General features: G+C 60.1%; 14 protein-coding genes and 5 pseudogenes. 7 read left to right on the forward strand and 12 right to left on the reverse strand.

Features of this window, described 5'->3' with window-relative positions; genetic code table 11:
* Positions 1-12: 12 nt before the first annotated feature.
* Positions 13-549 (reverse strand): helix-turn-helix domain-containing protein, encoded by a 537-nt coding sequence (locus AC3A6G_RS26035; protein WP_487874960.1) that lies wholly within the window; start codon positions 547-549, stop codon positions 13-15.
* 262 nt (positions 550-811) lie between these two features.
* Between AC3A6G_RS26035 and AC3A6G_RS26040 the strand changes: the two genes are divergently transcribed.
* From AC3A6G_RS26040 to AC3A6G_RS26050, 3 genes and pseudogenes are all read left to right on the forward strand, one after another.
* Positions 812-1,057, forward strand: a complete 246-nt coding sequence (locus AC3A6G_RS26040) for a helix-turn-helix domain-containing protein (protein WP_487874961.1) — start codon at positions 812-814, stop codon at positions 1,055-1,057.
* A gap of 254 nt (positions 1,058-1,311) precedes the next feature.
* Positions 1,312-1,806: pseudogene (locus AC3A6G_RS26045) on the forward strand (tyrosine-type recombinase/integrase); the annotation flags it as partial.
* A 277-nt stretch (positions 1,807-2,083) separates the two neighbouring features.
* On the forward strand, positions 2,084-2,443 hold the full coding sequence (locus AC3A6G_RS26050; protein ID WP_487874973.1) for a tyrosine-type recombinase/integrase: 360 nt from the start codon (positions 2,084-2,086) through the stop codon (positions 2,441-2,443).
* Here the strand turns inward: AC3A6G_RS26050 and AC3A6G_RS26055 are convergent.
* Positions 2,440-3,096, reverse strand: coding sequence for an integrase core domain-containing protein (locus AC3A6G_RS26055; RefSeq protein ID WP_487874962.1), 657 nt, complete (start codon positions 3,094-3,096; stop codon positions 2,440-2,442). The two genes, AC3A6G_RS26050 and AC3A6G_RS26055, sit on opposite strands and share 4 nt — an antisense overlap.
* Between AC3A6G_RS26055 and istA the strand changes: the two genes are divergently transcribed.
* Positions 3,053-4,576 carry an IS21 family transposase gene (gene istA, locus AC3A6G_RS26060; RefSeq protein ID WP_487874963.1) on the forward strand — a complete coding sequence of 508 codons (1,524 nt, stop codon included), beginning with the start codon at positions 3,053-3,055 and terminating at the stop codon, positions 4,574-4,576. The genes AC3A6G_RS26055 and istA overlap by 44 nt on opposite strands.
* A gap of 65 nt (positions 4,577-4,641) precedes the next feature.
* Positions 4,642-5,421: an IS21-like element helper ATPase IstB gene (istB, locus tag AC3A6G_RS26065; protein ID WP_440532734.1), complete on the forward strand. Its 780-nt coding sequence runs from the start codon at positions 4,642-4,644 to the stop codon at positions 5,419-5,421.
* A 129-nt stretch (positions 5,422-5,550) separates the two neighbouring features.
* Here istB and AC3A6G_RS26070 read toward each other — a convergent pair whose 3' ends face one another.
* The 9 genes and pseudogenes from AC3A6G_RS26070 to AC3A6G_RS26110 all read right to left on the reverse strand — a co-directional run.
* A complete protein-coding gene (locus AC3A6G_RS26070; protein ID WP_487874974.1) occupies positions 5,551-6,030 on the reverse strand; it encodes a DDE-type integrase/transposase/recombinase in 480 nt (159 codons plus the stop codon).
* A gap of 33 nt (positions 6,031-6,063) precedes the next feature.
* Positions 6,064-6,368: pseudogene (locus AC3A6G_RS26075) on the reverse strand (transposase); the annotation flags it as partial.
* A gap of 265 nt (positions 6,369-6,633) precedes the next feature.
* A complete protein-coding gene (locus tag AC3A6G_RS26080; RefSeq protein ID WP_487874964.1) occupies positions 6,634-9,699 on the reverse strand; it encodes a type I restriction endonuclease subunit R in 3,066 nt (1,021 codons plus the stop codon).
* A complete protein-coding gene (locus AC3A6G_RS26085; RefSeq protein WP_487874965.1) occupies positions 9,696-10,943 on the reverse strand; it encodes a restriction endonuclease subunit S in 1,248 nt (415 codons plus the stop codon). The genes AC3A6G_RS26080 and AC3A6G_RS26085 overlap by 4 nt, the downstream gene beginning before the upstream one ends.
* 128 nt (positions 10,944-11,071) lie before the next feature.
* Positions 11,072-12,145, reverse strand: coding sequence for a PDDEXK nuclease domain-containing protein (locus AC3A6G_RS26090; RefSeq protein ID WP_487874966.1), 1,074 nt, complete (start codon positions 12,143-12,145; stop codon positions 11,072-11,074).
* The gene (locus AC3A6G_RS26095) at positions 12,142-14,460 is read right to left on the reverse strand and encodes a type I restriction-modification system subunit M (protein ID WP_487874967.1); all 2,319 of its coding nucleotides are present in this window, start codon (positions 14,458-14,460) and stop codon (positions 12,142-12,144) included. Before AC3A6G_RS26095 ends, AC3A6G_RS26090 begins: the two co-directional genes overlap by 4 nt.
* 1,000 nt (positions 14,461-15,460) lie before the next feature.
* Entirely contained in the window at positions 15,461-18,181 is a 2,721-nt protein-coding gene (locus AC3A6G_RS26100) for a hypothetical protein (RefSeq protein WP_487874968.1), read from the reverse strand.
* A gap of 268 nt (positions 18,182-18,449) precedes the next feature.
* Positions 18,450-18,830, reverse strand: a complete 381-nt coding sequence (locus tag AC3A6G_RS26105; RefSeq protein ID WP_487874969.1) for a hypothetical protein — start codon at positions 18,828-18,830, stop codon at positions 18,450-18,452.
* An 839-nt stretch (positions 18,831-19,669) separates the two neighbouring features.
* Positions 19,670-19,945, reverse strand: a pseudogene (locus AC3A6G_RS26110) (IS3 family transposase); the annotation flags it as partial.
* A gap of 65 nt (positions 19,946-20,010) precedes the next feature.
* On the opposite strand from AC3A6G_RS26110, the pseudogene AC3A6G_RS26115 reads away from it, so the two are divergent.
* A pseudogene (locus AC3A6G_RS26115) lies at positions 20,011-20,757 on the forward strand (transposase); the annotation flags it as partial.
* A gap of 33 nt (positions 20,758-20,790) precedes the next feature.
* Here the strand turns inward: AC3A6G_RS26115 and AC3A6G_RS26120 are convergent.
* Positions 20,791-21,926 (reverse strand): IS3 family transposase gene (locus AC3A6G_RS26120; protein ID WP_487874970.1). Its coding sequence is split into 2 segments (ribosomal slippage): positions 20,791-21,668 and positions 21,668-21,926, totalling 1,137 coding nucleotides; the frame shifts between segments, so codons are not numbered across the junction.
* 79 nt (positions 21,927-22,005) lie between these two features.
* Here AC3A6G_RS26120 and AC3A6G_RS26125 point away from each other — a divergent pair.
* Positions 22,006-22,515, forward strand: a pseudogene (locus tag AC3A6G_RS26125) (hypothetical protein); the annotation flags it as partial.

Below are 22,515 nucleotides of genomic sequence, written 5' to 3' on the forward strand. Positions count from 1 at the left end.
GCAGTCGATTTATCAATTGCGCAATGTGAATACGACGGACAGGTAGCTGACGGGTTCGGCTTCGATGGCCTCAATGCCATGGAGTGCGGCGGCCTGGAAAAGCAGTGAGTCCCCTGGGCCCAGGGAGAGGCTCTTTTCTCCATAGCGGTAAGTCACTCGGCCCGAGAGCACGTAGAGGAACTTGAGACCTGGATGCTGGAAGGCGGCGTATGGCTTTGCGCCCGGCAACAGCGTGACCAGGTATGGCTCCACGAACAGGTTGCCCGAGAGCAGGTGCCCGAGGAGTTCGTAGTGGTGGTCGGTGACGGCGCCAAGGCGCTGCACCTGTATGCCGCGGCCCGCAGGCACGTACGAGAAGTCCGTGCGCCCGGGTTGATCTGCGAAGAAACGCGAGACGGGTACCCCAAGGCCTGACGCGATGCGGTCGAGCGTTTCCACCGAAGGGGAAGTTAGGCCATGTTCGATTCGCGAGAGCATGGAGCGGGAGACGCCGGCAGTTTCCGCTAGTTTGCCGGCGGAAGTTCCTGAGGCCAGACGCAAGGTGCGCACTTGGGATCCGATGCGTGACGCCGGCGCGCTGCGCGTAGCGCGCGGGGTCGAAAGTGGTCGCGCATTTTGTTCGCGGAGCGACACTGGAAACCGCAGCGGCTTGGCGGTAGGGAGTGGAGAAGGGGCATACCGGTAGGTCATCTGTCGTCGGATTCGTACTCGTGTGCACCCATAGATCGGCTATCGCGAGCAGTAGCGGATTTCAGCGTATGTGGAAGATTGTCCGTGGTGCAATCGTACACATAAAGCGAGCATTTTGTCTATGCCGATTGCCTCGCCCAAATACGCGCTCGACCCGTCGCTGCTAGCACTTGGCGCAGCGATCAAGTCGTTGCGGAAGGCGCGTGGCATCTCGCAGGAAGAACTTGCGTACAGAAGCAAGGTGGACCGCTCTTACATGAGCAGCATTGAGAGAGGATTGCAGAATCCGGGTGTCATGACCGTTGTGCACATTGCGGCCGGCATCGGCGTCTCTGTGGCTGACTTGGCTGTCAAAGCGCGCTTGTAACGAATGCTTGACTGCTGCAACGCTCCCTTACCTATGGTGACGGCTGAAGGGTGTCGGTGGTTCGATTCCGCCCCAGCCACCATTTTTCTTTCTCGGTAGATCCCAAGTCAGCTCAAAAGCCCTTATACATCAAGGACTTAGCCTCAAAAAGGCGGCTCAAGCGGCATCACCGAATCTCACAAAGTCCCGTTCTTGCGCGTACCCCACGGTGTACCCCAGACTGCTTTTCAATCGCAGTCGATTTTGGGTACACCATGGGGCAACTCAACGAGCTTCTGATCAAGGCGGCAGCGCCGCGGGACAAGGAATATTTGCTGGCGGACGGCGACGGTCTCTACCTTCGCGTGCGCCTTACCGGCAAGGCGTGGGTTTATCGCTACAAGCGGCATGGCAAGGAGGCCAAGCTCAGCATCGGGCACTACCCGGTCGTGACGCTTGCCGCTGCGCGCAGGAAGGCGCGTGCCGAGGCCGAGAAGCGCGCCGAGGGTGTCGATCCCCGCGAGGCGCGACGGGTGGAGGGAGAGCGTGTTCGCGTTGCCCGCCTCAATACCTTTGAACGGACTGCCCGTGCATGGCACGCGCAGGCGTGGAAAGACCGCACATGGTCCGCCGGCTATGCGGAGAAGGTGATGCGCCACCTAGAGTTGCACATCTTCCCTTGGATCGGTGCGCTGGCCATGGACGCCGTCTTGCTGACCGAGGTGGTCCGATGCCTTCACCGCATCAAGGAGCGCGGCAATTTGGAGACGGCGCAGCGCGTTCGCGAGGCCGTACAGCACGTGTTCCAGTACGCCGTCGATGTGGGGGCTTTGGAGCCGGCAAAGAACTTCGTGAACAGCCGTACGGCCGGTCTGCCGCCACCTCGCACGCGCCACTATGCAGCCATCACGGATCCGCAGAAGCTTGGCCAGTTGCTTCGAGACATGCGTGCCTACAACGGTAACGTGATCACACGGGGCGGCCTTGCAGCTCTCGCCCTTGCTGTTCCAGCGGCCAGGTCAGTTGCGGCTGGCGCACTGGGAAGATGTGGATCTCGACCAAGCGCTATGGCGTTGCCCACCCGAGAAGATGAAGCTGCGGGAGTGGAAGAAGCGCGATGTACGTACGCCGGCTCACCTCGTGCCGCTACCGACGCAGGCGGTCGAAATCCTGCGCGACATCCATCCGCTGACCGGTCCGAGTGGGCCGATCTTCCGAAGCATGTCGAAGCGTTCCGAAAAGACGCGCTACATGAGCGACAACACCATCAACAGTGCGCTGCGCACGCTGGGATACGACACAAAGGAGCAGATCACAGGCCACGGGTTCCGGGCTACGGCCCGGACCCTAATTCGTGAGCTGTTGGGATCTTGCGCTGCCCCCGGCTTTCGTAGCACTTTGATCTAGAGGTCGAGGGTTTGCATCGTAGTTGATGCGGTGGTTTGCGCGGTGCCGCCAGCGAGCTGGCGGCACCGCGCGGCGAACAAGGCCGGCGGCACGTACCCGAGGGTGCTGTGCGGTCGGTGGTGGTTGTAGTCGTCACGCCAGCTGTCGACGATGCTGCGCATGTGACTCAGGCTGGCGAACCAGTGCTGCGACAGGCACTCATCTCGGAAGCGACTGTTGAAGCTCTCGATGTAGGCGTTCTGCACGGGCTTGCCCGGTTGGATGAAGCGCAGCTCGACGCCGTTCTTTGCGGCCCAGGTCTGCATCGTTCGGCCCGCGAACTCGGGACCGTTGTCGGTGCGGATCACCTTGGGCAGTCCGCGCTTGCGTATTTCGGGGCATCGTGACCGCCGATTTCGGCATCGTGACCGGTCATTCCGGCGCATCGTGACCGGTCCGCGTTTCAGACCATCGTGACTGGCCGTTTCGGCATCGTGACCGCCCGTTTCGGCGTTCATGACCGCCGGTCTGGAGCCTTCCTGAGGAGGCGCCCGGGCGTCGGCGGCGCTGCGTAGAGAACTCAACCCCTGGGCACCGTAGCCTCGGCGGCTTTGCCGTCGAAGGAGCGGGATGCCCAAGCAACGAATGTCTCTACCAATGATCAAGGATGTCATCCGCCTGAAGTGGCACGCCCAGCTCTCTTACGAGCAGATCGCCACCACCCTCAAGGTCTCCAAAGGCGTCGTCGCCAAGTACGTCAGCCTGGCCACAGTCGCCGGCCTGGACTGGGAGACCGTGCAGCACTGGAACGAGCGGCAACTCTCGAGCGCGCTTCTTCCCCGGGCCGCCACCTCGCAGCCCTTCGTCGAACCCGACTGGGGCCGCATTCATCGGGAGCTCGACCGCAAGGGCATGACGCTCATGCTGCTGTGGCAGGAGTACGTGGCCGCCCATCCCGATGGCCACACCTGGCGCTACACGCAGTTCTGCGAGCACTACAAGGAGTTCGCCCGCACGCTCAAGCGCTCCATGCGCCAACACCGGCGCGCCGGCGAGAAGCTGTTCATCGACTTCGCCGGCCCCACCGTGCCACTGAGTGACGGCGCCCGCGCCCAGGTGTTCGTCTCGGCCATGGCCGCCTCCAGTTACGTCTTCGCCTGCGCAACCCCGGCCCAGCGCCTGGACGACTGGATCGACTGCATGGTGCGTGCGCTGCACTTCTACGGAGGTGTGCCGCAGTTGATCGTGCCGGACAACGCACGCGCGGTCATCGCCTCGCCCGACCGCTACGAACCACGCGCCAACGACACCGTGCTCGACTTCGCCCGCTACTACGGTACCTCGGTGCTTGCTGCCCGCCCACGAACCCCCAGGGATAAGGCCACCGCCGAGTCTTCAGTGCAAGTCGTCACCCGTTGGGCGCTGGCCCGGCTGCGCCACCATCGCTTCGACACCGTCGCCCAGGTCGATGCAGCCATCACCGAACTGCTATCGAGCGTGAACGACCGGCCGTTCCAGAAGCTGCCCGGCAGCCGCGCCAGCGTGTTCGCCGAACTGGATGCGCCGACACTGATGTCGCTGCCGCGCCAACCCTATGAGCTTGCCCGCTTCAAGACGGTGAAGGTCCACATCGACTACCACGTCGAGCTGGAGGGCCACCGCTACAGCGTGCCGCATGCGCTCGTCGGCCAGGCCCTGGAGGCGCGCCTCACCCGCCACGGCGTGGAGTTGCTGCTGCGTGGCCAGCGCGTGGCCGCCCACGCTCGCAACGAGCGCCGCGGCGGCTACACCACGGTGGAGGCCCACATGCCTGCTGCCCACCGCGCCCACCTGGAGTGGACGCCTCAGCGGCTGATCGATTGGGGCCAACGCATCGGCATGGCATGCGGCGAACTCATCACCCGGCTGCTGCAGACCTACAAGCATCCCGAACACGGCTACCGCTCCTGCCTGGGACTGCTGAACCTGTCGCGCCGATATGGCGAGGCACGGCTGGAGGCGGCCTGCGAACGGGCCCTCGCTCTGGGCGCCTTCCGCTACCGCCATGTGCGCGACCTGCTGGCCAACAACCGTGACCAGGTGCCGCTGGATGCCGAAGCCGAATGGACCAGTCCGACGCACGCCAACCTGCGCGGACCCGGCTACTACCAGTGAGGACGACCGACCTCACCAGCCCAGAGCCCACCATGAACCCATCCAATCCATTGCACCCACACGCCATGCTCAACAACGCCACCCTGACCCAACTGCGCGCGCTCAAGCTGCAGGGCTTCGCCGACGCCTTGCAGCAGCAGCAAGAACAGGCCGACTGCCTGAACCTGTCGTTCGACGAGCGACTGGCCCTGCTGGTCGAGCGCGAGGTCTACGCCCGAGGCGACCGCAAGCGGGCTCGGCTGCTGCAGCGTGCCCAGCTGAAGTACCCCACGGCCACCTTGGAGGACGCCAGCTTCGAGGCGGTGCGCGGCATCGACAGGTCCACCTTGATGGGCGTCGCACTGTCGACCTGGATCGAGCGGGGCGAGACGCTGACCTTCGCCGGCGCCACAGGGCTGGGCAAGACGTGGCTGGCCTGCGCGCTGGCCCAGTACGCCTGTCGCCAGGGACACTCGGCGCTGTACCTGAGGGTGCCACGTCTGGCCGAGGAGCTTCGCATCCTCCACGGCGCAGGCACCTTCCGACGTTGGCTCGAGCAGCTTGCCAAGGTCGACGTGTTGATCCTGGACGATTGGGGGACGGGTCCGATGGACAGTGTCACCCGGGGTGACCTGCTGGAGGTCATTGATGACCGGGTGGGCCACCGCGCGACGATCATCACGCACCAGTTGCCCATCGAGCATTGGCACGCCTGGCTGGGCGACGCCACGATCGCCGACGCCATCCTCGACCGATTGATGCAAAGCTGCCGGCGCTTCAATCTCGAGGGCGAGTCGCGTCGCACCGGCAAGGCCGCGCGGGCAGCAGCCAAGTCAACAAAGGCAGTTCAGGAGGCCAGCCAATGATCTGAGCGAACCTGACCACCCCTAAACTCTGCCCCTGCGCAGCACCGCCATCGACCTGGGCGGTCACGATCACCGAAACGCGTGGTCACGTTGCCGAAATGACGCCGAATTCACCCCTCGGCGTGCCGGTCACGATGGACCGAAATGAGCGGTCACGTTCGCCGAAATACGCACGCGCTCTGCCTTGACCTGGTCGAGCACCCGCGTGGCGTACAGCGCCGGGATCGAGGTGTCGACTGCGATCTGCACGGCCTCTTTGCTGCAGTCGTCCACGACCGTCAGCGTCTTCACGCGTCGGCCGCTGGCCAGTTCATCGAACACGAAGTCCATGCTCCACACCTCGTTGGGTTGCATCGGACGCACGAGCGGCTGGCGCTCGGGCACCGGCAGCTTCTTGCGTCGGCGCTTGCGCACCATCAGGCCTTCCTCACGGTAGACCCGGTACGTGCGCTTGACGTTGATCATCCAGCCGTCGATACGCAGCCGGCTGTGCAGCATTCGGTAGCCGTGGCGGCGATGCTGGCCCGCGAGCTCCTTCAGGCGCTCTCGCAGGTCGGCGTTGCCGTCGCCGCAAGGGCGGTAGCGCAGGGTGCTGGGGCTCATGCCCATCAGCTTCAGTGCCTGGCGCTCGCTCAGGCCCAACCCCTGCAACTGCCGCACGACCTCGCGTCGTGCCGCCACGGCCACTATTTTCCCTTCAACACCTCGCGCATCGCGTCGACTTCGAGCATCGAGTTGGCCAGCAGGCGTTTGAGCTTGCCGTTCTCAGCCTCGAGCGCCTTCAGTCGCTGTGCGTCCGAGACGTTCATGCCGCCGAACTTGGCCTTCCAGCCGTAGTAGCTCGCCTCGCTGAAGCCATGCTTCCTGCAAAGCTCCTTGATGGGCAATCCCGCGTCCGCCTCGCGCAGGAACCCAATGATCTGTTCCTCGGTGTATCGCTTCTTCATCGGTCCGATCTCCGTTTCGGGTTGATCGAGCTCTAAATCGCGGTGCTACGGTTCTCCGGGGGCAGCGCAGCGGAAGTAGAGCCACTCCCACTTGCCGCATGACCCTTATCGGTAGCCGAGGTCCTGCACCCGCACACCCGCTGGCGCGACTTCGGTGTGCGCCGCTTACTCGTCGACCTTGTCCTCCAGCTAGGGGTGTGCCCAACTGCAGTGCCAGTAGCCAGAAGCCCCGAAAGCGGTGTACCAGCTTGAATGTGATTTCTACTCAAGCTCTGTGCATAGGCGGAGATGCGCCGGCCGTCCCCGAGTTCGTCAGTGCGAACACCATGTCCCCAACGAAGCGTTTGAATTCGTCGTTCTCCACGAATTGCTTGTAGAACTGTGTGTAGTCCTTGATCGAGCCCTGTGTTGCCTTGGCGAGTGCCTGGTCATGGGCAAGCCTGGCGGTATGGGGGGTATTGGCCTTGGCGTTCTGGAAGGCAGGGTCGGCCGCAACCTTTGGCGCGATGTCGTCCCGGATGTGCCGAAGGATGCGGTCCGAGTCCGTGAAGGCCGTTCCGAACTGCTCGTTGAACCGTTTGAGAATGTTGCTCAGCCTTTCAAGCTCCAGTTCAGCCTTGTGGCCTGCCGAGTCGGTGGGGACGGGCGCGATCATGGCCTCTTGATCCACCAATGCGATCTTCATCACCGCTTTGCGCTCGACCCGGTAGCTGTCCATATCAATGGCTTCGAGGATGCCCTTGGCCAGGTCTTCTTCTATTGGCGCGGGCAGCTTTGGCACCAGCAGATCGAGAAAGATGGACAGCGCCTCCCATTGCGCATTGCTGTACGGGATGACCGACGAGAGAAATGCGTAGGTGCGGCAGAACACCTTGGCCTTGCCCTTGAAGGCGACTTGTCCATCTTCGTCGAGCCGGTCTAGGTAAACGGCCACGCAGGCATCGAGCGGCGGGTCGAGCTTGTCGCGCTCTGCGCCGCCGAGGAACATCGTCACCACTTGCGCAATCTGGTCCGGTGCATAGACCTGCGCCTTGTCCAAGTCGGCTTTCAGGTCATGCAGCTTGTTCGGATCGGTTTCTTCTGACAATAGCGTGGTGCGGTAGTAGTCTTGGAAGGCGATCGTGACCGTCTCACCATTGTTCTGGAAATCGAGCACGAAGCAGTCGTATTTCTGCGGATGGGAGCGATTCAGGCGCGACAGCGTTTGCACTGCTTTAATGCCCGAGAGTGCCTTGTCCACGTACATGGTGTGCAGCAGCGGCTCGTCATAGCCTGTCTGGAACTTGTCGGCGCAGATCAGAAAGCGATAGGGATCGGTCTGCACCTTGTCTGCGATATCGCGGCTGGGAAAGCCGTTCAGTGAGGACTCGGTGACTTTCTCGCCATCGTGTTCATGCTCGCCAGAGAAGGCCACGATGGCCTGATAAGGGCTCTTGCGTTCGGCCAGATAGGCTTTGAAGGCGTGGAAGTACTGGACGGCACGCGCAATGCCGCTGCTCACTACCATCGCCCGCGCCTGGCCACCGATTTTGGACGCAGCCAGCACCTGCTCGTGGAAGTGGTCGACCATGATCTCAGTCTTCAACCGGATCGCGTGGTCGTGGCTTTCCACGTAGCGGCGCAGCTTCTTCTTGGCTTTTTTGGTGTCGAACTCGGGATCGTCGTCGGTCTTCTTGATGAGCTTGTAGTAGCTCTCAACCGGCGTGAAGTGCTTGAGCACGTCAAGGATGAAGCCCTCCTGCACCGCCTGCTTCATCGTGTAGGCGTGGAAGGGGCGGTGCTTGACCTTGCCCTCGGAATCCGGCGGCAGCGGCGTACCGAACATCTCCAATGTCTTGTTCTTCGGCGTGGCGGTAAAGGCGAAGTAGCTCGCGTTGGTGAGCATCTTGCGCGCGGCCATGCGCTTTTCTAGTGCTGCGTTCACCGTGTCTTCCGGGTCGGTGCCGCCGTCACCATCGGCCGGGGTGGCCTCGTCGGCGAGGGCCTGACTCATGGCTGCCGAGGTCTTGCCGCCCTGGCTGGAGTGCGCCTCGTCGATGACGATGGCAAAACGCTTGTCACCCACGGCCGCGATCTCGTCGAGGATGAACGGGAATTTCTGCACCGTGCTGACGATGATCTTCTTACCCTGCTCGATGTAACGGCGCAGGTCGCCCGAATGCTGCGCATGGCCCACCGTGGCGCCCACCTGCATGAACTGCTTGATGGTGGTCTGGATCTGTTCGTCCAGGATGCGTCGGTCGGTGATGACGATGACCGAATCGAATACATGCTTGCGCTGGCCTTCGGTGCCGCGCTGCACGCTGATGAGTTGGTGCGAGAGCCATGCGATGGAGTTCGATTTGCCGCTGCCCGCCGAGTGCTGGATGAGGTAACGCTGGCCCGTGCCGTGTGCGCTCACATGGTCCAGCGCCTGGCGCACCACACCCAGTTGGTGGTAGCGCGGCCACACCTGACGGCGTTTCTTACGGCCGGTGCGTGGGTCTTTTTCTTCAACGATCTGGGCGTAGTTCTCCAGGATGTTGGTCAGCCCTCTTGGCGTGAGCACTTCTTTCCAGAGGTAATCGGTCTTCAAGCCGTCGGGGTTGGGCGGGTTGCCGGCTCCGTCCTGGTAGCCCTTGTTGAAGGGCAGGAACCATGAGGCCTTGCCGCGCAGTTCGGTGCACATGCGCACCTCGGCATCGTCCACTGCGAAATGCACCACGCAACGGCCGAACTCGAACAGGCGCTCGCGCGGATCGCGGTCGCGCTTGTACTGCTCTACGGCGTCTTGTACCGTCTGCTTGGTCAGGCTGTTCTTGAGCTCGAAGGTGGCGATGGGCAGGCCGTTGATAAACAGGCCCAGGTCCAGCGAGCGACGTGTCTCGTCCATGCTGTACGTCAACTGGCGCGTGACGGTGAAGCGATTGAGGGCATGCAGCGCCGCCGCCTTGGCGTTGCCGGGGGAGGGCGTGCCGTAGAAAAGATCGACATGCACCGGCCCGTGGGACACGCCCTTGCGCAGCACGTCTACCGCACCTCGCTTGCCCACCTCGGCAGAAAGCCGCGCGAGAAACTTCAAGCGGTTGATGTCCTGTGCGTCGTGGGCATTGGCCATAGCCAACTTCTTGAAGCTCTCGGGCTGGGTGGCGCGAAGGAAGGCGAAAAGCTGTGGCACGTCCAGCGCGTGGGCGCGGTCATAGTCCTTGGAACTGCCAGCGAGATAGCCTGTGCCGCCGTAGCGTGCCCGAGGCTCGGCGACCAAATTGGGCGCCACGGCCAGACCGTCCGTTCCGGTCATGTGCCGCACGATGAGGGTTTCGAGGCCATTCTCACTGGTGTCGGTGGTCATGAGATGGCCTCTTCCTCTGCGATGTCAGTTTCTTCGCTCAGGTCGGTGTCGTCGTCTGCCTCGTCGACTAACGCTTCGTCGGGCAATCGTGCTGCGGCTTCGCGGACGTCGAATTTGCCGGTGACCACGTCGGCGATGAGGCGGGTGCGATATTCGCGTAAAAGTTCAATTTCCCGTTCCAGCCGCAACGTGGCTTGCTTGATCGTCTCGGTCTCTTGACTTACGTGTTTTGCTATTTCAATCTGCTCGTCGATGGGAGGTACAACGACACGTACGCCATAAAAATTTTGGTTCGAGAGATTCTGAAGTCCAACTGTCATCCCATTTGATCTACCTGCGTAAAGTGCTCGGTAAGGATAGGTGTGAAACAACAGTTCGAAATACTTCGTGTGAAGCTTTTTCCGTGGAGCAAAAACACCATAGTGAAACGAGACGATACCGCGCATCGTGGCTGCAAAGAAGACGCCGAGGTGTGCCTTAAAGCGATTCAGCACCAAGTCCCCTGGGTGTGCCACCTTCCAGTTATCGAATGAAGCCGTCTGAAGCGAGCGTTCTTGCATGTCCTTTGTCGGAATCAAACCATCGCGCTGAGAAAGTGATAGTTGTGTCTCTTGAGCGCCGTTGTGCGGTCTGATCAACTCCTTAAAAACTCGCTGGTTGAGTGGCGTGTCCCAGTGTGCTGGAACTTCGCCCAAGTCTGGAATGCAGGACGGCTTCAGCGCGGCGCGCGGATTCATTCCTCGCGTAACCGCGCGGTGAATGACGGACTGCTTCTGTTCATCAAGCAGAGCAATTACCTTGCGCTTCGCCAGAATTGCCCGCTCCATTCGGGCGTTTGCATTTTTTAGGAAACGCACAATAGCGGCTTGCTCGTCTGGAGGTGGAACAACAACAGGCATGCGCTTGAAATGCGAGAAGTTCAGGCTCTGTCGCAGTCCTGATCCGTAACCATAGATTGCCTTGGTGGAGTCCCAGACGGTAAGGAATTGGAAGCCAAACTCGGGCACCACGTCTCTCGCGGCACGCAGTGCGAGATAGGCCGATGTGATAATCCCTCGGTCGCTAACTATGCCGACTCGCAAGCTGGTGTGGTCGTTTTGAAGATCAGTTGTTCGCAGAATGATGTCGCCAGGATTGACTACCTGATAAGTCTCAAAGGACTCGGGTACCAATCCATGAAGCTTCTCCTGGCGTTTGATCACGATGCGACCATAGCTGAGGGAGAGAACCGTCTTCTCTTTCATGCCGCGGTTGTGCTCGTGGATGGGTGTGAAAGCCCCGAATGCCGGTCGAACGCCCCAGTGTTCTGGCACCTGCCCAAGCCACGACAAGCCTGAGTCTTTGTACGCTGCGTAGGGCTTTAGATCGGAAATCACTTTGCTTGATCTTTCTTGTTGCGCTCCGTTGGCCCAGTAGCCTTAAATCCCGGCGCACTCAGTGCATAAAACTCATGCAGCTTCGCTGCCAGCATCTGCTTGTCCGGCAACTGCATTTGATACTGCGCCACCAGCGCAGGCGAGAGCGTGCGGCTCAGCGCGTATTCCACTACCTCGCTGTCCTTGCTGGCGCACAGCAACAGGCCGATGGCCGGGTTCTCGTGCGGCTTCTTCACATCACGGTCCAATGCTTCCAGATAGAAGTTCAGTTTGCCCAGGTGCTCGGGCTCGAAGGCGGTGACCTTTAACTCGATAGCCACCAGGCAGTTCAGGCCGCGGTGGAAGAACAGCAGGTCCAGCGCAAAGTCCTGGCCGCCCACTTGCACTGGGTACTCGCTGCCGATGTAACAGAAGTCCCGCCCCAACTCGGTGAGAAAGCGGCCCAGATTCGTCAACAGGCTGCGGTGGAGCTCGGCCTCGGAGTGAGGATCGGGCAAGGCCAGGAAGTCCAGCAGGTAGGCGTCCTTGAAGTGCTGCGCGGCCTGCGGCTGCATTTCTCTCAATGCCGTTGAGACTTTGGGCGGGTGGAGCACGGCGCGCTCGAACAGGCCGCTGTCGATCTGCCTCGCCACCTCGCGCACCTGCCAGGCTTGCTGCGCCGTCATGCGCAGGTAAAACTCGCGCTCCTCCTCGCGCTTGGTGCGACTGAGGATGTGCAGGTGCGAAGACCACGGAATTTCTCTCAACAGCGTTGAGAGTTTTGAGTCTGGCGGATAGGCCTGAAAAAACTGTCGCATGCGCCAGAGGTTCTGGGCCGAGAAGCCGCGTCGGCCCGGCTCGCGTTGAGCGATGTAGGTGGCGAGCTGGGCCACGGTCCCCTTGGCCCAGCCGTCGGCTTCAATGCGCTGATGCAGGTACTGTCCGATACGCCAATAGAGCTCGATCACTTCGGCATTGGCTGCCCTGGTCACGCGCTGCCGCGCCCCCTGGATCAATTGGACGACTTCGCCGAAGGCCGCCTCCGCGGTCGTCGCTGTTGCACGGCGCGCTGGTCTGACGGTCTTGCTCATGCCTCGGAACCAACCACCAGCAGACCGTCGAGCAGGCCTTCGGCTTCTTTCTCGATGGCCAGGATGTCGGCGCTGATCTCTGCCAGCGTGCGCAATGGCTTGGGCTCGTAGAAGTGCCGAGTAAAGCTCACCTCGTAGCCGATCTTGGTGGCGTTGTTGTTGACCCAGGCATCCGGCGTATAGGGCAGCACTTCGCGGCGAATGAAGGCCTCGATGCCGCCCTCTTCGAGCAGCGGCACCTGCTCGGTGTCGCGCAGATCGCTGTCGGGTTCGTACTCGACCACGAACGGCTTGCCGCCCAACTGGGTCTCGAACAAGCCGTGGATCGGATCGGCCTTGATCTTGCTACCCTTGCCCGGCTTGTGCAGTTTGGCGATGACAGGCGGTGCTGTCTCGACACGCCAGCTCAACGTCTTGAGGATGAGCTTGAGCTCGGCGGCAGGCAAGCGGATGGCCGCGGCGGCCAGCGCTTCGTCCACGCGGATGCGAAACACGTTGTGGTCTTCGAACAGCGCGTCACCCAAAGATTGCCGCAACTGCATGGCCGTGTCGACCAGCCGTGCATCGCGTTCCCATGTCTTGGGGTCGAGCAGCTTCTTGCGCTTCTTCTCGGGCAAGCCCTTCTTTGTACTGGAGGTCGCGCCTTCTTCGTCATCGCCATCGTCGTCGTTGCCCCATTCGGCCAGGCGCTTGTCCAGCGCAGCCGAAACCGTGGCAAAGCTGGTGAACAGCGCGTCGCCGAATTCGTCGACCAGCGCCGCGCGGATGTCCTCATCGCCCGAAGCAAACCGCAAGCTCTCGATGGTTTTCAGCGAGAGTCGGCTGTGCAGCCGCAACGGGCGCTCGACGGTCACCTTCCAGTAGCCGAAGCCCGCATTGGGGAATATCTTGGACTCGGGCGTTGGCTTGAATTCCAGGAAGGTGCGACTGATGCGCTCGATGTCCTCCGCCGACAACTCGCAATTTTTCTTGCCCAGATTCTTGCGCAGCGGCTTAAACCACTGGCTCGCATCTATGAGCTGCACAAAGCCCCGGCGGTGCGCTGGCTTGCGGTTGGACAGCACCCACACATAGGTGGCGATGCCGGTGTTGTAAAACAGATTGAGTGGCAGCGCGACGATGGCTTCGAGCCAGTCGTTCTCGATGATCCAGCGGCGGATGTTGCTCTCGCCTTGGCCTGCATCACCGGTGAAGAGAGACGACCCGTTGTGGACCTCTGCAATGCGGCTGCCCAAGGCCGACTTGCGGTTCATCTTGGCGGCCATGTTGGCCAGAAACAACATCTGTCCATCGCTGGAGCGGGTGACGAGCGAGAGCTCTTCGCCTTCATGCATCACCTTGAAGCGCGGGTCGCGCATGCCGTCCTTGCCGCCCATGGCTTCGAGGTCTTTCTTCCAGCTCTTCCCATACGGCGGGTTCGCGAGCATGAAATCGAACTCTTGCGCCGGAAAGGCATCGTGCGCCAGTGTGGACCACTCGGCGCCACCCACGATGTGCTCGGCGGATTCGCCTTCACCCTTAAGCAGCATGTCAGCTTTGCAGACGGCGTAGGTCTCGGGGTTGATCTCCTGGCCGTAGAGGAGGCTTTTGACATGCTGGCCATGCCGCTGCGCAATGGCAGCGAGCGTCTCCTCGGCCACGGTGAGCATGCCGCCCGTGCCACAGGCGCAGTCATACAGAAGATAGGTACCGGAGCGGATCTCATCCTGAATGGGCAGGAACACCAGGTTGGCCATCAGCCGCACAGCATCACGCGGTGTCCAATGTTCGCCGGCCTCTTCGTTGTTGTCTTCGTTGAATTTGCGGACCAGTTCTTCGAACACTGTGCCCATCGAGTGGTTGTCGATGCCAGCCGGTGAAAGATCGATGTCGGGGTCGAGGAATTTGGCGATCAACGTGCCCAGGGCATCGGCCTTGGACAAGGACGACAGTTGGTTGCGGAACTTGAAGTTCTCCAGGATGTCCTGAACGTTCGGCGAGAAGCCGTTCAGGTAGTCCTCGAAGTCGGCCAGCAACTGCTGCTGACTGCCACGGGACTGGAGGTCGCGCAGGGTGAACTTCGAGGTGTTGTAAAAGGCTTGCCCCGATGCGTCGCACAGCGCCGCGCGCTGCTCGGTGATCTGGGCGTTGTCGAGCATCGCCTTCACCTCAAGCACTTGCTGCTTGGTCGGCTCGAGAACGGCGTCCATGCGTCGGATGACGCACATCGGCAGAATCACGTCCGGGTACTTGCCTCGCCTGAATAGATCGCGGAGCACATCGTCGGCGATCCCCCAGATGAAAGAAACGATCTTGTTGTGGGTTGCTTGATCCATTTTTGGATTGTCTCGCACCCGGACAGCGCGTCTCTGAGGCAAGGTGTCGATTGATCAGCTTGCGGGTTCGGCCAGGAGGGCCGCTTCTGGGGCAGTAGCCCAAGTGACCGGGAGCTAAGACAGCAGCTGCGCTGCAGCTTGGTCGCAATGGTCAAGCTCAGACGAAACGGACTAGCCTGCCTAGACGGTGCCGCGTCTACAAAATTCAACCGTCGAAACAAGCGGGAAGAGGAGCGCACATGCCCGACGTGACCGCAATTTCCGGCGTCCTCGCCGACCTGAAGGCTGCGACTGAAGCCGCGCAATTCCCGCGCAATTTGGATTCGACCGTCAAGACCCCGACCTGAAACTGCGCATTGCGGGACTCGTCACGGCTTGTCTGACGCAAAACTGGCATTAGTCGACTTGCAGGGCGAGTTGCGCGAAAAGGACGAGACCATCAAGAAACTCACCGAGGTGCTAAAGGTCCGCGAGGAGGTGGTCCGCGTTGGCGCTGCCTATTGGAAGAAAGGCCAAGACGGCAAAGCGGTTGGCTCTCCATATTGCTCACACTGCTACGAAACTGAAAACGGGCTGCAGATCCATACCAGCCAAATCAAGTCAACCGGAGCATCAGCGTCTGTCTGCACTGCAAGGCTACGTCCCCGTGGAAACCCCGGCGGGAGGCCTAGATCTCTACCGTGCGCACCCATCGTCGGCCGCCGCGAACAGCTTTCTGCCGAGCTCTAGGACTAAGTCCGGCTGTCATCGGCGCCGACACCTCGCCAAACTGGACGCCTCTACGATCACGACAGGCCGACCCGAGTTAGCTCGCCAGCAGGGCCACTGTGAGGCCAGCCCGCTCAATGCTATGCGGCGCGCAGCAGCCGCTGGATGTCGTGCCGGGAGTACCCGACCCGATGCATTCCTCCGTTGCCTCTCGGATGCGGAGCAAGCCAAACTCGATGCACGCGCGCAGATCGCTCTAGAACGACTTCCAGTAAACATATTGAACATCTGCTTATTCGCGCATCACAATGGTAATTTTTTCACACCAATGATTGGCAAGTGGGTGGTCCTCTTCAGAGACGACTCGGCACATGTTGTGAAGGTCTTCAAGTTCGTGCCCCATCGCTATCACGAGTTTGTCCCCTCCTTCGACCGTCCTGAAGGCTGAATTAACCTGATCGGTCGAGTCGAGCATCGCCACAGTTGAGCTACGGTGTGCATCGCGCGCGGTCCAGAACATGAACGGACTCAATCTAATCGCGATTGCCTTTTCTTGGTTTACCAACAGCGCCTCTTGTTCGGAGAATGTGTCGAGGCCATCGTAGGCTAGGACCTGGATAAACGGGGCATGACTGCCCGATGCGACCCGGAACAGTCCTGTATACCGCGAGCCAAAGCCCTTCTTTGCAACCGCCTCAAAAGCGCCAAAGCTCCAGCCATTAAGCGCTCGGCCCAGCACGTTTCCGATCATGCCCAACACGCGGTGATAGTCGATCTCCTTTGGAGCGTGGTGGTGCTTGAGGGCATTGATCGCTGCAATCGAAGCATCAATCTGCGTGCGTGCTGTCTCCGTCAACAACCGGGTTATCGTTGGCAGAAATTCGCCGCCCTTAACTTTCTTTTCCACCAGCGCACGGAGAATTGCCCAGATTGGGCCGGCCGATGCCTTCGTGAATGTCTTGAAGATAGACGATGCTTTGGACCCTTTGTGTGCACAGTAGTCTATATATGCCAGCATCATTAACATGTGCAGCGCTGACTCGAATGCTTCTGGAAATGCTTCCCGAAGCATTCGCTCGTCCGCCCCAGCGACGAACTTTGCGATGGGATGCGCGACCGGATATGGCAGGGTATTGCAAAGTTCGCTGAGTTCCAGCCATCCCACCTCGCCCGCGCGCTGGGTAAATACTCGGACAGCATCTCGCTCAACATAGGCCACTGAACTGTTGCTCGTTCCAAAGTCGAGGCCCAAGTAGGCCTCGCCCACGGAAGTTTCAGACAGCGACGTCATGTCCATATAGAACGGCGCGCCCTTGACGCTTACTTCTTCGGACGAGCCATGCGCATGCTTGTATATAAATCTTGGATGTGCCGAGCCTTTTTCGTCGACTGTAAGCTCGACCTCGATGTGACTTTCGAACTTGGTCTTTTGTGGCGTAAAAACGCGATGATCAATATTGTGAAGGCTGGGGAGGTCGTTGAAATCGAGTGACGATTTTAGAAAGTAATAGTCAAGATAGTGTTTTGGCGGCGATGGCAGTCGCACCTTCCACCGAAAAGGTTTGTCGAAGTTTCCATTAATGACGTGTGCGGAATGGAGCAAAGTTCCATCACTGACAGGTGTAGAAGGTGCATCGATATCCAGCGGGCGGAAACGCTGCACGGCAGGACTTTGCTCGTCTGTTCCGAGCACCAGGCATAGTCGGTTGTAAGTGACTGCTTTGAAGTCGCCCACGCCATCGTTGAAGGTTCTACGAGCGCATTCAATGGCGAGACCTTGCGCAACGATCTCGTGGAATTTCCCCTGCAGCTCGATGATTTCGGCTTCCAAAAGAAGCGAACGCAGATCCTGTTCGATCAAGGCTCCCAGCCACCTCAGATTTGCCGATCCGCCAGAAAGAAGGACTAGGTTGATTGGACGGCCGCCCAAGTCCTCCGAGCTTCGGTTAATCGCGCTGGTGATGGCACCTTTCAAATGCTGCTGCCAAATTCGTTTCACGAACAGAGTTCGAAGTTGGTAGACGTCAAAACGTACCTCGACTATCGAGGGATTCTGACCAAACGGATTTTGGGGGACGGCAATCAAGGCCGCTGGTCCAGGTTCGTAAGTCGCCTCAAGCGACCAATCGGCGATCGTTTCACAGATATGAATTTTCGCTTGCTCAACTTGAGCAATCATGCGCCGGACGTTCCTGACGAAGTTCTGAAGGTCCGCGCTCAGGGCGGACATGCCGCCTACCGCTGCAGCACCCGTACGGAATGTCGTCCATGCCTTGTCTAGCTTCGTTCTATCGACGCCTTTTTCCAGATTTTTGGAGATCAATTCCTTTGCTATTTGAAGATTGATCAGGGAACCGCCGACTGCAAGAGATGCGGCAGCTAACGGCTTAGAGTTTCTGCCGCCTTCACGAACATCCCCTGTGGCTGTGGTGTCGACTACGCTCACATCGAAAGTACCGCCCCCAAAATCAATGACAAGTGCGGCGTGTCGCCGACTCGCGGATACAAGAGGATGCCTGACGCCGTAGCGATAATATTGAAAAACCGCAAACGGCTCCGGAAGAAAATCTACCTCGTCAAAGAATGGTTTGAGAATTTCCTTCAGTCGAGCGCGATAGTTTGCAAGCCAGTCGCCGGAGGTGCTATTCGAACGATCAAGTGCTAAAGGCTCAGCAACGAGGACGCGATGTGCTTTTTTGGAACCGCGCTCCTGCACCCATCTTGTTGCGTGCTGCAACACCCGTTCGATATAAGCTTGGGTGATCACATGAGCAGAACGAAGCTTGCCGTCGTCGGTTTCAAACTCTGGCGGATACACCACATTCCTCGCTACTTCACCTAAATTCAGCTTGAAATTTTCATTGATGCTGGCGTAGTCCGCTGCCTTTTCGAATGCTTGGTACCCAATACTGGTTTCAGTAGCGCCGAAATGAATTACGGAGGGTATGTTTGTCCGCCCATCGACTTCGATCATCTTGAAAGCGCTGACGAAGAGTTCGGTCTTGATTGCCATACTGGTGGGGCCGGTTTATCCGGGAAAGTCCGGAGTCCTATTGTTGAGTGGACAGTCGCAAGTTATTCAGTTGACTGATGTGCGTTTAAAAGCCAAGCGCGATGCCGACTCGATGGTCGCTTCCTCTGCGAAGCCAGCAATTGGCCTGTGGTCGCGATTGCCTTCTGTTGCCCTAAGCCGAAGGGGAGAAAACCTAAAGAATGCAAAGTCATTTTTGGATTCCTCTGGCGTCTGTCTGAGACAGGTGGGAGTGCCACTTATATGGAAATCAAGGGTTGATAGACGTTACGCAGACGGGAGCACGCTGAAGTTCGGTCAAGAGGGCTGTCGCTTCAGATGAGGTCAGCATGACCGGGTAGCTGCTTCGCCCGATAGGGTTTGCTGCGATGATCTTTGGGACTTTCTCGGGCAGCACAGCGGCAGCGGGCACTGAGAAGGCTCGGCCTTCAGCATTCATTGGCAGGAACGACGATCCGTCCATCTGAGCGACGTAGGTGAAGCTGCCGGTGTGAGCCCCGTCCGAGCCGAGTTGCGTTGTGCCGTGGCGAAAGTGCCGCATCCACTCGCGGCTGCCCTTACCGAACTGGAGGAACTTTTTCGGCACGTTTCCTGCTGGGCGCCATCTAACGCAGTGAGCGACTTCGAACACGGTGTCGACCTCGAGCGTCTCGTCCCTTGCTTTCGAAGCAGAGCAGAAGAATAGGCGAGAGCCGTCGCGAACGAACGGCTCCTTTCGAGGAGCGCGACGCAGCTGTGTGGCGTGGCAATAGGAATAGAGCCAGGACCTTGTCCAGATGAACGGGTCCTCATTTGACGACCCATCTGGCGAAAGGCGATCAGCCCATACTCCCCCCTCCCATGGTGCGACGTGGCCGGCAATACGAGCGGTGCCCCTCGCTTGATGCTGTGTGCGTTGTGGATGAAATATGAGGTAATCCTGTGGCGGACCGCCCAGCATTGAAAGCTCCAAAGTTTTTATCCGTTTCGGTTTAGAGTGCGCTGCCCTGAGCATACGGGTGCGGCTCGCAAGTCGACAACCGGGTCTTGGCTGTGCACAAGGACGCCGAAGAGTGTTGCGCGCGCGGGCGATCGCAGGGGCTGGGCGTGCTGGCCCGAGCTAATTGCCCCTCAATAGCTTGGCCGACTACTTGTTTCACGCCAAAAAGATCCGCCATTAAATCCATCACAAAGACCGAGCTCGCGCGGGCCGGAATGAAGATGCCTTCGAGCAGAAGGTCGCTGACTGGCCTGAGTAACAGTTGCGCCCCCATCGTTTCTTCTTCGCTTTTTTTGTGCTGATGCACGGACGACTGTACCGGCATCAAGGCCGAATTTTTGCGCGGTGCTGCGACGGACCGTTAGCGATCATGCTCAGCCGTCCTGGGCCTTGCGGTCAAGCCAATAGCCATAGATGGCCGCGGCGACGATCAGGACCACCGCCTTGAGGATCAGCCATTCTGGGCTGCTGCCGGTTTCGTGGACACCGACCTAAGCTTTTTGAGCTTTCTCGAACTGTATCGGACTGACGTAGCCGAGCGTCGGGTGACGACGCGTCGGGTTGTAGAACCGCTCGATGTAATCGAACACATCAGCGCGGGCCTGTTCCCGGGTCCGGTACACCTTTCTAGCCGTGCGCTCAGTCTTCAGTGAACTGAAGAAGCTCTCCATGGCCGAGTTGTCCCAGACCTCGCCCGCGCGGCTCATGCTGCAGGTGATGCCTTGCTCCTTGAGCAGCTCCTGGAAGTGCTCGCTGGTGTATTGGGCGTATTCAACCGGTCGTCGCAACACTTTCAATCTTGGAGGTGTTTATGGGACGACCCGCGGGGTGGATGCAGAAGTTGACGGGGCGAGGTGCATTGCGCTCACCCGGTGCGCCTTCGCTTCGGCGAGAGGTGGAGCGGCAGTTCTGGAAGCAGATTGCTACCGGAATCACGAGTGAGAAGGCGGCACAAGCTGTTGGGGTGTCGGCACCAGTGGGCACGCGCTGGTTCCGCCATCGTGGCGGTATGCCATTGTTCATGTCGAAGCCCGTGTCTGCGAGGTATCTGTCGTTCGCCGAGCGAGAAGAGATCGCTCTTCTACAGGCGCAAAGCGTTGGGGTCCGGGAGATCGCTCGACATATTGGGCGAAGTCCGTCGACGGTTTCACGGGAGCTGAACCGCAACGCTGCGACTCGCAGTGGCAAGCTCGAGTATCGGGCGTCGGTTGCACAGTGGAAGTCCGAGTTGGTGGCCAGAAGGCCCAAGCCGGCCAAGCTGGTGATGAATCCACGTCTACGCCAATATGTCCAAGACCGCCTGGAGGGCAAGATCCACGATGCCCAGGGGCGCGAGGTAGCCGGACCTCGGCAAGCTGCGTTCATCGGCCGCAACAAGCCTCATCGTGGTGATCGCAAATGGGTCAATGGCTGGTCGCCTGAGCAGATCTCCAACCGGCTGCAGGTCGACTTCCCGGATGATCAATCCATGCGCATTTCCCACGAAGCCATCTACCAAGCCCTCTATATTCAAGGGCGAGGTGCTCTCAAGCGCGAGCTGGTGAGCTACCTGCGCATGGGTCGTGCTTTGCGCGTGCCACTGCGCTGCCCCCGGCTTTCGTAGCACTTTGATCTAGAGGTCGAGGGTTTGCATCGTAGTTGATGCGGTGGTTTGCGCGGTGCCGCCAGCGAGCTGGCGGCACCGCGCGGCGAACAAGGCCGGCGGCACGTACCCGAGGGTGCTGTGCGGTCGGTGGTGGTTGTAGTCGTCACGCCAGCTGTCGACGATGCTGCGCATGTGGCTCAGGCTGGCGAACCAGTGCTGCGACAGGCACTCATCTCGGAAGCGACTGTTGAAGCTCTCGATGTAGGCGTTCTGCACGGGCTTGCCCGGTTGGATGAAGCGCAGCTCGACGCCGTTCTTTGCGGCCCAGGTCTGCATCGTTCGGCCCGCGAACTCGGGACCGTTGTCGGTGCGGATCACCTTGGGCAGTCCGCGCTCTGCCTTGACCTGGTCGAGCACCCGCGTGGCGTACAGCGCCGGGATCGAGGTGTCGACTGCGATCTGCACGGCCTCTTTGCTGCAGTCGTCCACGACCGTCAGCGTCTTCACGCGTCGGCCGCTGGCCAGTTCATCGAACACGAAGTCCATGCTCCACACCTCGTTGGGTTGCATCGGATGCACGAGCGGCTGGCGCTCGGGCACCGGCAGCTTCTTGCGTCGGCGCTTGCGCACCATCAGGCCTTCCTCACGGTAGACCCGGTACGTGCGCTTGACGTTGATCATCCAGCCGTCGATACGCAGCCGGCTGTGCAGCATTCGGTAGCCGTGGCGGCGATGCTGGCCCGCGAGCTCCTTCAGGCGCTCTCGCAGGCCGGCGTTGCCGTCGCCGCAAGGGCGGTAGCGCAGGGTGCTGGGGCTCATGCCCATCAGCTTCAGTGCCTGGCGCTCGCTCAGGCCCAACCCCTGCAACTGCCGCACGACCTCGCGTCGTGCCGCCACGGCCACTATTTTCCCTTCAGCACCTCGCGCATCGCGTCGACTTCGAGCATCGAGTTGGCCAGCAGGCGTTTGAGCTTGCCGTTCTCAGCCTCGAGCGCCTTCAGTCGCTGTGCGTCCGAGACGTTCATGCCGCCGAACTTGGCCTTCCAGCCGTAGTAGCTCGCCTCGCTGAAGCCATGCTTCCTGCAAAGCTCCTTGATGGGCAATCCCGCGTCCGCCTCGCGAAGGAAGCCAATGATCTGTTCCTCGGTGTATCGCTTCTTCATCGGTCCGATCTCCGTTTCGGGTTGATCGAACTCTAAATCGCGGTGCTACGGTTCTCCGAGGGCAGCGCATCGGTTCGAGTTGTCTGCCGACGGCCTGATCCTCCGCCAAGCGCCCAGCGGTTTTGAGCAGCTGCTTGATGCTACTGTCCCGACCGACGACAAGACCATCACCGCTAGGGTCAAGGCAGCGGTGAACGAATATCGTCGTCACGGCGCATCCCTCGATGTTCGGCGGCATGCCGTGTCTGATCTGGCGGGTGTCCTGGAAGCACTGCGCCCGAAAATGTCTGAGGCGATCACGTCTAACGATGAGAAGGACCTGTTCAACATCGCCAACAATTTCATGATTCGGCACCACAACGACAAGCAGAAGACCGACTATGAAGCCAACCTCTGGTTGAGTTGGATGTTCTATGTGTACCTGTCCAGCATCCACCTGATCCTGAGGCGAGTGGAACTGAAGAAGCCGAAATGCAACCCGGGGTATCTTGTCTTCCGAGAGCGGATAGAGCGTAAGCGGTCAATAAACCACGCCCTTGCCCGCGGCGCCGGAATCGATGCGCGCGCAGAGGTCTACGGCTCGACGAGT

The sequence above is a fragment of the Variovorax sp. Soil_C_26 genome, from assembly GCF_057657075.1.